14 protein-coding genes are annotated in these 14,772 nt (G+C 36.5%); all 14 read left to right on the forward strand.

Annotated elements, in window-relative coordinates:
• The first annotated feature begins 51 nt into the window (after positions 1–51).
• The 14 genes from BN1243_RS01940 (at position 52) to BN1243_RS02000 (ending at position 14,772) form a co-directional block, all read left to right on the forward strand.
• Entirely contained in the window at positions 52–714 is a 663-nt protein-coding gene (locus BN1243_RS01940) for a tetratricopeptide repeat protein (RefSeq protein WP_062104599.1), read from the forward strand.
• Positions 715–752: 38 nt separating this feature from the next.
• Complete coding sequence (gene recD2 / locus BN1243_RS01945) at positions 753–3,155, forward strand: SF1B family DNA helicase RecD2 (protein WP_062104600.1); 2,403 nt, start codon at positions 753–755, stop codon at positions 3,153–3,155.
• A gap of 40 nt (positions 3,156–3,195) precedes the next feature.
• Positions 3,196–3,723, forward strand: coding sequence for a PRC-barrel domain-containing protein (locus BN1243_RS01950; protein WP_062104601.1), 528 nt, complete (start codon positions 3,196–3,198; stop codon positions 3,721–3,723).
• On the forward strand, positions 3,683–3,871 hold the full coding sequence (locus tag BN1243_RS22440) for a hypothetical protein (protein WP_084781781.1): 189 nt from the start codon (positions 3,683–3,685) through the stop codon (positions 3,869–3,871). The genes BN1243_RS01950 and BN1243_RS22440 overlap by 41 nt, the downstream gene beginning before the upstream one ends.
• A gap of 94 nt (positions 3,872–3,965) precedes the next feature.
• Positions 3,966–5,036: an AI-2E family transporter gene (locus tag BN1243_RS01955; protein ID WP_230200078.1), complete on the forward strand. Its 1,071-nt coding sequence runs from the start codon at positions 3,966–3,968 to the stop codon at positions 5,034–5,036.
• A 332-nt stretch (positions 5,037–5,368) separates the two neighbouring features.
• Positions 5,369–7,999 carry an alanine--tRNA ligase gene (gene alaS, locus BN1243_RS01960; protein WP_062104602.1) on the forward strand — a complete coding sequence of 877 codons (2,631 nt, stop codon included), beginning with the start codon at positions 5,369–5,371 and terminating at the stop codon, positions 7,997–7,999.
• A gap of 271 nt (positions 8,000–8,270) precedes the next feature.
• Positions 8,271–8,537, forward strand: coding sequence for an IreB family regulatory phosphoprotein (locus BN1243_RS01965; RefSeq protein WP_062104603.1), 267 nt, complete (start codon positions 8,271–8,273; stop codon positions 8,535–8,537).
• A gap of 3 nt (positions 8,538–8,540) precedes the next feature.
• The gene (gene ruvX, locus BN1243_RS01970) at positions 8,541–8,957 is read left to right on the forward strand and encodes a Holliday junction resolvase RuvX (RefSeq protein ID WP_062104604.1); all 417 of its coding nucleotides are present in this window, start codon (positions 8,541–8,543) and stop codon (positions 8,955–8,957) included.
• A 12-nt stretch (positions 8,958–8,969) separates the two neighbouring features.
• A complete protein-coding gene (locus tag BN1243_RS01975) occupies positions 8,970–9,254 on the forward strand; it encodes a DUF1292 domain-containing protein (RefSeq protein WP_062104605.1) in 285 nt (94 codons plus the stop codon).
• Positions 9,255–9,465: 211 nt separating this feature from the next.
• Positions 9,466–10,635: an endolytic transglycosylase MltG gene (gene mltG / locus BN1243_RS01980; RefSeq protein WP_062104606.1), complete on the forward strand. Its 1,170-nt coding sequence runs from the start codon at positions 9,466–9,468 to the stop codon at positions 10,633–10,635.
• The gene (locus tag BN1243_RS01985) at positions 10,632–11,273 is read left to right on the forward strand and encodes an O-methyltransferase (protein WP_326569825.1); all 642 of its coding nucleotides are present in this window, start codon (positions 10,632–10,634) and stop codon (positions 11,271–11,273) included. Before mltG ends, BN1243_RS01985 begins: the two co-directional genes overlap by 4 nt.
• A 321-nt stretch (positions 11,274–11,594) precedes the next feature.
• Positions 11,595–12,071, forward strand: coding sequence for a transcription elongation factor GreA (greA, locus tag BN1243_RS01990; protein ID WP_062104607.1), 477 nt, complete (start codon positions 11,595–11,597; stop codon positions 12,069–12,071).
• Positions 12,072–12,319: 248 nt separating this feature from the next.
• Positions 12,320–14,056 (forward strand): peptidoglycan D,D-transpeptidase FtsI family protein, encoded by a 1,737-nt coding sequence (locus BN1243_RS01995; RefSeq protein WP_062104608.1) that lies wholly within the window; start codon positions 12,320–12,322, stop codon positions 14,054–14,056.
• A gap of 62 nt (positions 14,057–14,118) precedes the next feature.
• Entirely contained in the window at positions 14,119–14,772 is a 654-nt protein-coding gene (locus BN1243_RS02000) for a YrrS family protein (RefSeq protein ID WP_230200079.1), read from the forward strand.

Genomic DNA, 14,772 nt, shown 5'->3' on the forward strand with positions numbered 1-14,772 from the left:
TTGCTTTTTTTATGCTATAATTTGCTTAACTTATTGTTCGGAGTGTGAAGTATGGATAAAAATAAACAAGGAATTGAGTTTTTACAACAAGGCAAGATTGAGAAAGCTCTTGAATTATTTACTGAAGCAATTGAAGAAAATCCACAGGATGCGATTGGATACGTTAATTTTGCTAATGTTTTAGTCTCTGTAGGTGAAAATGAGCGTGCTGAAACTTTTTTAAAAAGAGCTATTCAATTAGATGATAAAGCGGCAGCTGCTTATTATAGTTACGGAAATTTATTATTTAACAAAGAAAAATATAATCAAGCAGCTAGTTTTTTCGAAAAAGCAATTCAAAACGGAATGAATTCAAATGATGGCTATTATATGCTCGGAATGTGTTTTGTTCATTTAGGGAGAAATGAGCTTGCTTTACCATATCTAATGCGAAGTGTAGAACTTGATGAAACTGATAATGAAGCAAGATTTCAATATGCCCTTGCTTTGGCACAATCTGAAGCGTATTCGGAAGCAATCAGTCACCTAGAGAAAGTTGTTAAGCTTGATCCTCAACATGCAGATGCCCTTTACAACTTAAGTGTTGCTTATGCAATGACTGATGAGCAGCCTCATAAAGTTCTTCAACTATTAAATAAAGCATTGGAAATTCAACCAGATCATCTTTTAGCATTAAATGTGAAAAAAGTAATTGAACAGGAGTTCCAAAAATAGTAAGGTTAACGGCTCAAGTTTTAAGGAGAGAATGAGATATGGAAGTACGCCAAGATTCTTTAAATTTATTTTCCGAAAATGAAAAATATATAAAAGGTCGCCATCTCGTAACGATCTTCCATAATGAGCAAAATTTTTATTCCGTTGTACGAATTAGAGTGGATGAAACGAATGAGGAGTATAAAGAGAAAGAAGCTGTTATAACAGGCTATTTTCCAAAACTCCATGAGCAGGAGCCTTATATATTTTATGGTCATATGAAAGAACATCCACGGTTTGGCCTCCAATTTAATGTGAGCCATTTTAAGAAAGAACTCCCACAGTCTAAGCAAGGAATGATTACATACTTATCTAGTGATCTTTTCAATGGTGTAGGAAAAAAAACTGCAGAACGAATTGTAGAAACTCTCGGAGACCATGCGATCACGCGTATTCTTGAAAATCCCTCTGTACTCGATTCTGTACCAAAATTAAATGCAGAAACTGCAAAATCACTTTACGACACTTTGCTTGAAAATCAAGGGCTTGAACGTATTATGATCGGTTTAAGTCAATATGGGTTTGGTCCGCAAATTTCAATGAAAATTTATCAAGTGTACAAAGATGAAACATTATCGATATTGGAAAAGAATCCTTTTCAATTGATTGAGGATGTAGAAGGAATTGGTTTTGGACGAGCTGATGAATTAGGTTCACAATTGGGAATAACAGGCAATCATCCAGATCGAATTAAAGCTGGTTGTCTTTATGTTTTGGAAAACGAGTGTCTTAAAGATGGTCATGTTTATTTAGATGCAGCTGAGCTTCTTGAAAAGGTAAAGACATTACTTGAGGGAAGCCAAAATATTGAAATTCCATTCGATAGTATCACTCAAGAGCTATTGAAACTTGAAGAAGAAGAAAAGGTGGTAGGCGAAGGTAAACGTGTTTATTTACCATCTCTTTACTTTTCCGAAAAGGGAATCGTTACGAATATTGGAAGAATCATGGAGCAAACAGAATATAAGGACCAATTTCCTGAGTCCGAATTTTTACTTGCCTTGGGTGATTTAGAAGAGCGACTTCAAGTCCAATACGCGACTTCCCAAAGAGAAGCAATCCAAACAGCTTTAACAAATCCAATGATGATTTTAACGGGAGGGCCAGGTACGGGGAAAACTACTGTTATTAAGGGAATTGTTGAATTGTATGCGGAGCTCCACGGTTGTTCGCTAGATCCCCACAGCTATAAAGATGATCCATTTCCGATTCTTTTAACTGCACCAACGGGAAGAGCTGCTAAAAGGATGGCAGAATCAACGGGACTTCCAGCTATGACGATTCACAGACTACTTGGTATGACTGGACAAGAAAACCTTGATTTAGATGAAGAACGGCAAATTGAAGGAAAGCTTGTCATTGTTGATGAAATGTCCATGGTCGACACTTGGCTTGCACATCAGTTGCTAAAGGCATTACCGAATCATATTCAAGTTATATTTGTAGGGGATGAAGATCAATTGCCATCTGTAGGACCAGGACAGGTCCTAAAAGATTTACTTCGGTCAACAGTCATTCCCGTCGTTCAATTGATTGATATTTATCGACAAGAAGAAGGTTCTTCGATTATTGAACTTGCACATGAAATAAAAAATGGAAATACACCTAAAGAGCTTACGAAAACCCAGAAAGACCGTTCGTTTATAAAATGTCAGACAGAACAAATTCCCGATGTTATTGAAAAAATTGTTCAAAGTGCTAAGCGGAAAGGGTACTCAGCAATGGATGTTCAAGTTCTTGCTCCTATGTATAGAGGGCCGGCGGGAATAGATGCATTAAACAAAAGTTTACAGGAGATTTTCAACCCGAATGAAGCCGGAAAAAGAAAAGAGATTCTATTTGGAGAGATAAAGTACAGAATCGGTGATAAAGTACTTCAACTCGTTAACCAACCTGAACAAAACGTATTTAATGGAGATATGGGGGAAATCATTTCGATTTTGTATGCAAAAGAAAACCTTGAAAAACAAGATTTAGTCATTGTTTCATTTGAGGGGACAGAAGTAACTTATACGAGAGCAGATTTAAATCAAATTACTCACGCTTATTGTTGCTCCATTCATAAATCGCAAGGTAGCGAATTCCCTATTGTTATTATGCCTGTCGTTAGAAGTTACTATAGAATGCTTAGAAGAAATTTATTGTACACAGGTATCACCCGAAGTAAACAATCCCTTGTACTATGCGGTGAAGAAAGTGCATTCCGTATGGGCGTCGAAAGAGAGGATGATCAAAAAAGAAAGACAACACTTTATGAAAAATTGATTGCTGTTTATCAAATGGATACAAATTCCAATAAGCACATATCTACGCAAAATGAAATGCTCACTGAAGAATCCATCATGATGATTGATCCGATGATTGGTATGGAAAATGTTTCACCTTATGATTTTATGAATTAAGAGAGAAAATAAAAATGTTCGGAAAGAAAGGAGAGATTCTTTGCGGACTTTTTCTCTTTTAAAGGATATGCCTGTTCATGATGGCGATGGAAGGTTACTTGGTGTAATTTCGGACATATGCATTAATGAAAACGGTATAGTCTCTCATTATTTGCTCCACGGTAAAGGGTTGGTTGGGAAAAAATATATGTTGCCAATTAAAGATGTCTTTTTTGGCGAAAATGCAATCACGATTAAAGATCGAAATATTCTCATTCCGTATAAAGGAAATGATCAAGTTTATACGATGACCCATGGAAAACCGCTGGAGAAGATAAAATCTTTTTCTCAAAATGGGGAGATGCTTGGTTTATTGGACGATGTATATTTTATGGAAGAGGTGGGCACAATCGTAGGGTATGAGCTGACAGATGGTTTCTTTTCGGATATATCTAAGGGAAAACGAGTAATTCGGACCCCACATCCACCAAAAATAGGAAAAGAGAACATCATCATGTCGGTCAATAAGCTACGAGGTGGTCATTCCCATGATGAAATGTCCGAATTGCCAAAGCAAGGACCTAGGTAAGATCGGTGTCAACCAATATTATTGTTGGAACTGCTTTATAGAGTTGTCTATTGGTAACCAAACAATTCACACCCACCAAGTTGAAGAGGATGGGTCATTAAGTTCATTGGACGATTTATTTGATGAACAATTAAGGAAGCTTAGTTAAAAGAGGGGATCCGAACAGTGGAGTCCCCTTTTTTCTATTTCTATAAGACTAAAAAATCCCAAGTAAGGAAAACTAAAAGAAAGGGGGAAAGCCTTTGAAACAAAATCATCTGCAAATTGTTTATAAGCTTATTATTATTTTAATGATTTTTTTAATCCTTTATTGTTTTTTACTTATAAAACCACTGTGGAAGCCAATATTAACTGCTGTATTTATTGGTTTAGTACCATTTTTAATTAGTGGTTTCATTGCTTTTTTACTTCATCCACTAGTCGTGAAATTAGAAAAAGTTGGACTAAACCGGACTTTATCAATTTTATTAATTTATATTTTGTTTTTTGCTGGATTAGGTTATGGATTATATATTGGTATCCCCCTTCTTATTAAACAGATGAGGGAATTTTCGGAACAACTCCCGCATTTAATTGGGCATTACCGAGATTTGATACACAATTTAGAAGCCTCAACTTCCCGTTTTCCAATTGGAATTCAAGAGCAAGTAGACGAAAGGATAGAGGACTTAGAAAAATGGTTTAATCAACTTATTGCTAAAAGTTCGGATCTTTTCGTAAAGTTAATTGACTTTATTGTTGTTATAGTAGTTATTCCATTTATCTCTTTTTATATGTTAAAGGATGTTGAATTGATAAAACGTGCAACTTGGTACATAACTCCAAAGAAATGGCGAGAAAATGGTTTACTCTTTTTAGAAGCAGTTAATCTTTCTTTAGGCGGATATTTTCGTGGGCAATTTTTAGTATGTTCGATAGTGGCTGTTTTGGCATCTATTATACTAGGCTTATTGGGGGTACAATACCCAGTGTTTCTAGGATTAATTATTGGAATTACAAACATTATTCCTTATTTTGGACCATTAATTGGTGCTTTTCCAGCTGTTGCTATTGCTATGATGACTTCTGTAAAACTCGCCATTTTTACATTCGCTGCTTTGTTAATTCTACAATTTTTGGAAGGTAATGTATTATCCCCATTTATTGTTGGAAAGTCCTTGCATATGCACCCGCTCTTTATTATCGGTGCTTTAATTATTGGTGGCGAACTTTTTGGAGTTGCTGGAATGATACTTGCCGTTCCAGTATTTGCGATTATAAAAATCGCGATCATTCATTCAAGAGATTATTTTATTCAAATTAGGCAGTCTTAAGATTGACAAAAGTGGATAGTATTTCTATAATTCCAATAGACCATTATTTACAAGCTAAATTGAAGACGGATCTAGTTGTTGTGACTAATCGCGTATGAAATGCAGAGAGGATTCTCCTAGGCTGAAAGAGATTCCAGACGCAATCATAACAATATGCCAATCCTGAGAGCAGCTAATCCCTGCCGTATACCGCGTTAAGGTTTCTGAGATTATTAAGGGTGACAATCATTTGAGTGAATTGTGCCTTTGATAGAATCAGGGTGGTACCGTGAATAAAGCTTTCGCCCCTGTAGAGGTGAAGGCTTTTTTATTTTGAGCTAGGAGGGAAAAATATGAAAAAATTAACGGGTGCTGAAATTAGACAAATGTATTTAGATTTCTTTCAGGAAAAGGGCCATAAGGTTGAACCGAGTGCATCGCTAGTACCACATGATGATCCAACCTTATTATGGATTAATAGTGGGGTTGCGACGTTAAAAAAATATTTTGACGGAAGAGTAAAACCTGAAAACCCAAGAATCGTTAACGCTCAGAAATCGATACGAACAAATGACATCGAAAATGTTGGAAAGACTGCGAGGCATCATACATTTTTTGAGATGCTTGGAAATTTCTCAATCGGTGACTATTTTAAGGAAGAAGCAATCGAATGGGCATGGGAGTTTTTGACAAGTCCAAAATGGATTGGATTTGAACAAGAAAAATTATCTGTCACGATTCATCCAGAGGATGAGGAAGCTTTTGAACTATGGAATCAAAGAATCGGTTTACCAGAGGAAAGAATTATCCGTTTGGAAGGCAACTTCTGGGATATAGGTGAAGGTCCAAGCGGTCCTAATACAGAAATATTCTATGATCGGGGTCCAGAATATGGAGATGACCCTAATGATCCTGAATTATTTCCCGGTGGAGAAAATGAACGTTATTTAGAAATTTGGAACTTAGTCTTCTCGCAATTCAACCATAATCCTGATGGAACGTATACACCTCTTCCAAAGAAGAATATTGATACGGGGATGGGATTAGAAAGAATGGCTTCGGTCATTCAAAATGTTCCAACCAACTTTGACACTGATCTTTTCATGCCGATTATTAAAGCGACGGAAGGTCTATCTGGAATTCCATATGGCTCTAATGATGAGGCAGATACTGCATTTAAAGTGATTGCTGACCATATTCGAACAGTTACATTTGCAATAGCTGATGGTGCTCTTCCATCTAATGAAGGAAGAGGTTATGTACTGCGTAGATTATTAAGAAGAGCTGTTCGTTTTGCCAAACAATTAAATATTGAAAAACCATTTATGTACGACCTTGTTCCGGTCGTTGGCGATATTATGAAGGACTATTATCCAAATGTTCCTGAAAAAGCCTCCTTCGTTCAAAATGTTATCAAGAGTGAAGAGGAACGTTTCCATGAAACATTGCACGATGGTCTAGAAATTTTAGCAGCGATGATGCAAAAGGCAAAGTCAGAAGGAAAAAAAGTAATTAGCGGTTCAGATGTGTTCAAACTATATGATACTTACGGTTTTCCAGTTGAACTTACTGAGGAGTATGCTGAAGAAGAAAAAATGGAGATCGATCACGAAGGTTTTGAAGTAGCAATGGAGGCACAACGTGAGCGTGCAAGATCTGCTCGTGAAGAGACTGAATCGATGCATGTTCAAGGAGGTATTCTTGGTGATTTGCAAGTAGAGAGTACTTTTGTCGGTTATGATACATTGCAAACGACTACTAAAGTGCAAGTGATTATTAAAGATGGAGAACAGGTTCAGGAAGCTCATGTTGGTGAGAAAATTGAATTAATTCTTGCGGAAACACCATTTTATGCCGAAAGTGGCGGACAAATTGCGGATAAGGGTTATTTAAAAGCAGATGACCTAGTTGTTCACATTACTGAAGTTCAAAAAGCACCCAATGGCCAAAATCTCCATTCAGCAATTGTAGAGAATGGAACTATCAAAATGGATATGGCTGTTCTGGCAGAAGTAGATGAATTAAAACGGAGAAAAACGGAGAAAAACCATACAGCCACCCATTTACTACACCAGGCTTTAAAAGATGTGCTTGGAACTCATGTAAATCAAGCAGGATCTTATGTCGGACCAGATCGACTTCGTTTTGATTTCTCTCATTTTGGCCAGGTGAAGCCAGATGAACTTGAGAGAATCGAAAAAATTGTAAATGAACAAATTTGGAAAAGTATCGCGGTTAAAATTGAAAATATGGACATAGAAGCTGCTAAAGCAAGGGGAGCTATGGCACTTTTCGGAGAGAAGTATGGGAAAATCGTACGCGTCGTTTCAATTGGTGACTATAGCCTCGAGCTTTGCGGAGGATGCCATGTTTCAAATAGTTCTGCTATTGGATTATTTAAAATTATCTCTGAAGGTGGAATTGGTGCAGGAACTCGACGAATTGAAGCTGTAACAAGTGAAGCTGCTTTTGAATCAATGAGTGAAGAAATTAAACAATTTCATCATGTAGCCGAAATCTTCAAAACAAAACCAAGTGATCTCGTTCATAGAACCGAAGTTGTTCTTGCCGAGCTAAAAGAACTTCATCGTGAAAATGAGTCTCTAAAAGCTAAGCTAGCACATATCGAAGCAGGAAATATGCTTGATCAACTTGTAAATGTCAATGGAATAAATGTGTTAGTTCAGAAGGTTTCAGGAGTTGATATGAATACGTTGAGAACGACAGTCGATGATTTGAAACAAAAGATTAGTTCAGGAATCATTGTTCTTGGATCCGCACAGAATGACAAAGTAAACATCATTGCTGCTGTAACAAAAGACTTAACAAATAAATATCATGCTGGTAAATTAGTTAAAGAAGTAGCTTCCCGTTGTGGCGGTGGCGGTGGCGGACGTCCAGATATGGCTCAAGCTGGGGGGAAAAATCCGGAAAAATTGGACTCTGCACTAGAATATGTGCAAGAATGGGTGAAATCTGTTTAATTGTAGTATAGAAGGTTAGTGTACGTTGAATAACTATACAACGGGCGGGTTTTATGAACTCTAGTGCCCATAGACTAGTGAATTTTCTTATTTCTTACTTAGATTAGTGACATAAAGGTTATCGCTCATCTAATTTTTAAAGTGTCTCTGAAATTTGTACTAGTTAACGGGTACTAGCGCTTTTGTTTTAAACGGAAATCATGTACAATGAAGGTAATGTTTGACAATTGGGCCTATCTGTAAATGGTATGTCTTAAGAGAGGTGTTATGTATGAGCTCTTTTGATAAAACGATGCGTTTTAATTTTCAAGAAGATCCTATGGAGCAAGATGTCAAAGAAGTTTTGCTTCATGTGTATGGGGCTCTTCAAGAAAAAGGCTATCATCCAATCAACCAAATAGTTGGTTATTTACTTTCTGGTGACCCGGCCTATATTCCCAGACATCAGGATGCACGCAATACGATGAGAAAATTGGAACGCGACGAGATCATTGAGGAATTGGTCAAATCGTATTTAAAACAGCACCGTGAGGAATAATAAATGAGAATCATGGGATTGGATGTAGGCTCAAAAACCGTTGGAGTTGCTATTAGCGATGAAATGGGTTGGACGGCACAAGGGATTGAAACAATCCGTATTAATGAGGATAAAAACAACTTCGGATTTGAAAGAATTGGACAAATTATTAAAGATTTTAAAGTCGAAAAGATCGTTGTAGGATATCCGAAAAATATGAATAATACGATTGGCCCGCGTGGAGAAGCTTCAGAGTCCTATGCAGAAAAGTTGAAAGAATTATTTTCGTTGCCAGTTCAACTTTGGGACGAGCGACTAACAACAATGGCAGCTGAACGTGTGTTGCTAGAAGCGGATATCAGCAGAAAAAAGCGAAAAAAAGTGATTGATAAAATGGCAGCCGCTATGATTTTGCAAGGATATTTAGATAGTCAACAATAGAGAGGTGAGAAAATGGATCACAATGAAGAATTTATTACAGTAATCGACGAAGAAGGTAATGAGCAACTTTATGAAATTTTGTTTACCTTTGACTCTGAAGAATTTAACAAATCATACGTTCTTTATTTCCCAGCAGGTGCTGATGATGATGAAAACGAAGATGTGGAAATCCATGCATCTGCTTATCTTCAAAGCGCAGAGGGAGAAGAAGGCAGTCTTCAACCAATCGAAACAGATGAAGAATGGGATATGATTGAAGAAATGCTAAATACTTTTTTAGCTGAAGAAGAAGAATAACTTTTACGAATATAGATGAATATCGTCTAGGGAAAGCTGATCTGAACTTTTTAGATCAGCTTTTCTCTATCTATTCGATCTTGAAAGGGAATCTTTGTTTTCTTTTCGTGCAAATTCACCACTTTTCCAATCAAAATGACAAAATTTATAGTATAATGGACAAGGTAAAATAGAATAGTTATACTTTGTGCCGGAAGGGGGAATTGCCGATATGACAAAGAAAGAAAGTCGAGAGAAAAAAAAGCCGACCAAAAAAATGACGATAAGAAATAATTTGTTTGAGAGGGGAATTGAAGCAAGAATTGTTAGGAGAATAGTGGCTATCATTACATTAATCCTCGTTCTAGCTGCTGCGGGAACAATTCTAGGAGGATATTTTTATATAAAATCTGCATTAAACCCACTTGATCCAGATAATAATAAACAAACTGAAGTTGAAGTCCCGATCGGCTCTTCTACAACAGCTATTGGAAATTTATTAGAAGAAAAAGGCATCATCAAAAATAGTACAATTTTTAAATATTATGTGAAGTTCAATAATATTGCAGGATTTCAGGCTGGGAATTATCAATTTTCTCCATCCATGACATTGAATGAAATTACGGAAACTTTACAAACGGGAAAATTAGTACGTGAAGCTATCTTTAAAATTACTGTACCTGAGGGCTATCAATTAGATCAAATTGCCAAGCTGATCTCCGATAAGACTAATTATTCAAAAGAGGAAATTTTGAAGAAACTTGATGACCCAAAGACAATTGAAGAACTCACAAAAAAACATCCGGAAATATTAACGGAAGATCTGAAAAAAGAGGAAATTAAGCATCCTTTAGAAGGGTATTTATTCCCAGCTACCTATTCTTTTTATGAAGAAAACCCATCATTAGATTCGATCATTGACACGATGCTAAAACAAACAAAAATTGCTTTAGCTCCATATAGGGAGATAATAGCAGAAAAGGAAATGACTGTACATGAAGTTTTAACCATGGCATCATTGATAGAAAAGGAAGCGACTGAAAAAGCGGATCGTAAAACCATTTCCAGTGTCTTTTATAATCGGATGGCGATAGATATGCCATTACAAACCGATCCTACGATTGCTTATGCAATGGGAGAGCATTTAGAGCGGACACTTTATGAACACCTCGATGTGGATTCACCTTATAATACGTATATACATAAGGGGCTCACACCTGGTCCAATCGCAAATGCTGGAGTCTCATCGATTGAAGCTGCTCTAGCTCCAAGTGAGACTGAGTTTTTATTCTTTTTAGCGGAATATGGAACGGGTGAGGTTCATTATTCGAAAACATTGGAAGAACATAATGCTTTAACAAAGAAATATATTACGGACAAAAGGAAGGAATCTGAAGAGTGATTAATGATTCTGTAAAACAATATCTCGAAGCATTCTTACCTAAAAGAAACGCCATTTTTCAAGAAATGGAGCTGTTGGCAAAAACAGAACGGATTCCAATTATGGAACCAGCAGGAATAGAAGTAATGCTGCAGATCTTAAAAATCCAAAGACCTAAAAAAGTTTTAGAAATTGGAATGGCGATAGGTTACTCCACACTTAGAATAGCCGAAGCTCTTCCCAATTCTACAATTATCACGGCTGAAATCGATGTAGAAAGAATCGCTCAAGCGGAAAAATTCATTCGGCAAGCAAATATGGAAGAGCAGATTATTATTCTTGAAGGAGATGCTTTGGAATTAGTGGAAAGGGCTTCTACATATGGCCCTTTCGATGCTATTTTTATTGATGCAGCTAAAGGACAATACAAAAAATTTTTCGAGCTTTATAGCGAGCTGTTATCAAGCGATGGTTGTATTTATGTGGACAATGTATTGTTCAGAGGTCTCGTAGCTGATGAAAATTTAAGAACCAATAAACGGTTAGCAAAAATCGCGGAAAAACTTGATACATTCAATCAATGGCTTATAAATCATAAAGGCTTTGACACAGTTATTCTTCCAGTTGGAGACGGATTAGCAATAAGTAAAAAGAAGTAAAGGTTTTACTAAACACTCCAATCTAATGAGAACTTGTCTTGAACAAAAGTCTTTTTTGTAATAATATAGCATAGATACTATTATATGTACTCGTATGAAAAAGTGGCGCGCCTATAAGAGAGGCGCGTTGTCATGTATTACATACAAAATGTACATGGAAACAAAAGAAAGGTTTCCACCATATAACATTGAAGGAATGAACATATTTAGAAAAACGGTGTTAGCGATGCCAATATGGACTTAAATCCGGGTAGTTAACTCCACATATTCCTTCATAAGAAATAAAATTTAAAGGAAACTATTAGATAAGGAGTGAAGGGAATGGCTAGTGAAAAGGTTTTTCCTATGACAGAAGCTGGAAAAGAGAAGCTTGAACAGGAACTAGAGTATTTAAAATCGGTAAAACGAAAAGAAGTAGTAGAGCGTATTAAAATTGCTCGTAGTTTTGGAGATCTCTCTGAAAACTCGGAATACGATTCCGCAAAAGAGGAGCAAGCTTTTGTAGAAGGTCGTATTACAACATTAGAAAATATGATCAGAAATGCAAAGATTATTAAAGATGACGATCTCAATTCAGATACGGTGACACTAGGTAAAACTGTAACATTTATTGAGCTTCCTGATGGCGACGAAGAAACATATACGATTGTTGGAAGTGCAGAAGCCGATCCATTTGAAGGGAAAATCTCCAACGATTCACCTATTGCAAAAAGCTTGATTGGCCATAAAATTGAGGAAGAAGTTAATGTTCAAACTCCTGGTGGAGATATGCGAGTACGCATTATTTCTATAAAATAAAAAAAGCCAAAGGCACAGCAGTCCCTGAGACTTGCTGTGTTTTTTGTTTCTAAAATATTGTCATTTCATTACACTTCTCAAACCGTTTGCTTACGCTGATAGTGAACGATACTCCCAAAATAATGGCCCTTTATCATGTTTTAAGCTAGAAAAGCTGTACGTCAATAGGAAACCCCAATTACACTTTTGTTCTATAAAGGGTTTAGCCATACCTAATAAACGGTAACAATGATCCTGAGGTGGTTGTTATGAGCCAACGGCGTGTCCGTTTATTTTCAGTAGGTATTTTACTTATAATCGTTTTATTATTTGTTAGATTAATGCAAATTCAATTATTTCAGTCGGAAGAGTTTTCAAAGCATAAAGTAAATCTTTTAGAGGATAGTGTAAAACAACGTACGCAACAAATTTTAATTGATGACGGAAGAGGACTTTTTCTTGATTCAAAAGGGCTCCCTCTTTCACATGAAGAGAAAATGGTTTTAATATTATTTCCTTTTTTAAAAACAATGGATTGGGATAGTCAGCAATTGGCAAATATTATTGGAGTTTCTAAATATACTTTAGAAGAAAAAGTCAGAGAAGCTAAACAACCTTTTATTTATGGTGAAGTTACGGAAAGCCAATCAGAATCAATTGCAAATTTAAATATTCCCGGTGTAATCTCAGTAAAAGGAAAATGGATACCGAATACCTTTCCTGCAGCTCAATTAATAGGTCTTACTGGAGAGAATAGTGAAGAATATAAAAAAAGATATCCTGATAAGCAAGGCTATGATATTAAAATAGGTGTATCGGGTTTACAAAAACAATTCGATGAGTTCTTAATCGCTGAGGCACCATCTAAATTAGTTTTTCATGTAGATGCATTAGGTAGTCCTCTTTTCGGTATTGATGTGAAGTACACAGGTCAAAACAATCCGTACTACCCCCTCAACGTTAGAACAACGATTGATAGTGAGCTTCAGGAAAATTTGGAGAGTATTTTAGATAAACATGAGGTGCAGAAGGGTGGGGCCATTTTACTGGATGTTGAAACAGGCAATATTGCTGCCTTAGCATCCCGTCCCTCTATAAACTGGAATGACCCATATTCAGATGAAGGAACGAAAAATATGATGTTTGAGCAACATATCCCTGGGTCTGTATTTAAAACAGTTGTTGCTGCAGCAGCGCTTGATGAAGGGATTGTCGATCGAAACGACAGCTTTAATTGTAATCTAAATATTCGAGGGGAACCTGCATCAAGAGAATTGGGCGAATTAATGTTAGACGAAAGTTTTTCTAGAAGTTGTAACCGCACTTTTGCTGAATTGGCTATTGCATTGCAAAAGGAAAATCCTAATAACTTGGAAGAGTACGCTAGGAAATTAGGGTTAATCGGGTCTCTGGGCTGGCAAGGTGACGTATTTTATTTAAAAGATTTTCAGCAGTTCAAAAGCTCAATAGGGAGAATTTTTTTGGATAATGACCATAAAAACGACGTTAATTTTATTTCACAGACGGGAATTGGACAGCATGAAGTCCGTGTTTCACCTTTAGGTGTAGCTAATATGATGGCAACAATCTCAAGAGGTGGAAATTTAAAATCCATTCGAGTTGCTACTGAAATTCAATATGCAGACGGTGGAGCGCTGTTCAAATTCCCCGAGCAAGCAAATGACGATGATTCTGTTTCACCGGCAACTGCACAAAGATTACAACAATTACTTCGTAAAGTTGTTACAGATCAAGAGGGAACAGGCGCTTATTTCCAAAACTTACCTTATGAAGTAGCAGGAAAAAGTGGTACCGCCCAAACGGGTATTGAGATCGAGAATCAGCAATTATACAACAAATGGTTTGCTGGTTATTTTCCATTCCAAAATCCAAAATATTCTCTTGTTACTGTGAACCTAGACGTTCTTGAGAATGAAGGGTCAACAAGTGAACTTTTTTCTGATATCGTCAAAATGGTGCACGACATAGAAGAATCATCCTCTTAAAGTGTACATTCAGTTAATACGAGATGATATTTTTCAATTCACCTTTTCTATAGACGTATGATATGATAATGGCTATAGAAATGGAGGGGATTTTGGTGCCCACTAATTTTAATGGAATGGGTTCGCGGTATGAACAACGAACAAAGCGTAGGAAAACAAATATTATATTAAATTCGCTAATTGCTATCGTCATCATTCTTATTCTTATTGTTGGCGGGAACATTTTCCTTAAGGATAATAAAACCGAACAATTGAATAAAGAACAGGAAAAAATAATAAAACAAGAAACAGCCGATCAAAAAGAAAAGGTTAACGAATCAGAAACTAATAAAAATGATACACCTACCGAGAAAGAAGAAGAGCTGGATGAGGTAATAGAAAAGAATGGCGAAGAACCAAATGTGGAAAAGGTCATCATTGATCCTTCGTGGCAACCTATTGGAACTGAGCAAACATCTGGACATCAACCTTCTCGTGAAATGGGAAGTTTAGATTGGCAAGAAAAAGAGAAAGCAGCTGCATATGCCATTAATATCTCAGTAGAAAATATGACTAATTGGTGGACGGAACGAGGGGATGATCCCGACAAGGAAGCAATTCTTACTGTTTCCGAAAAGGGCAGTTCAGATACTTATAGAGTGCATATTGAGTGGGTAGATGGAGCGGGATGGAAGCCTACAGAGGTAAAAAAATTAATAACAAACGACAAAAAATAA

The sequence above is a fragment of the Bacillus niameyensis genome (assembly GCF_001375535.1).
In the GTDB taxonomy this organism is placed as follows: Bacteria; Bacillota; Bacilli; order Bacillales; family Bacillaceae_C; genus Lederbergia; species Lederbergia niameyensis.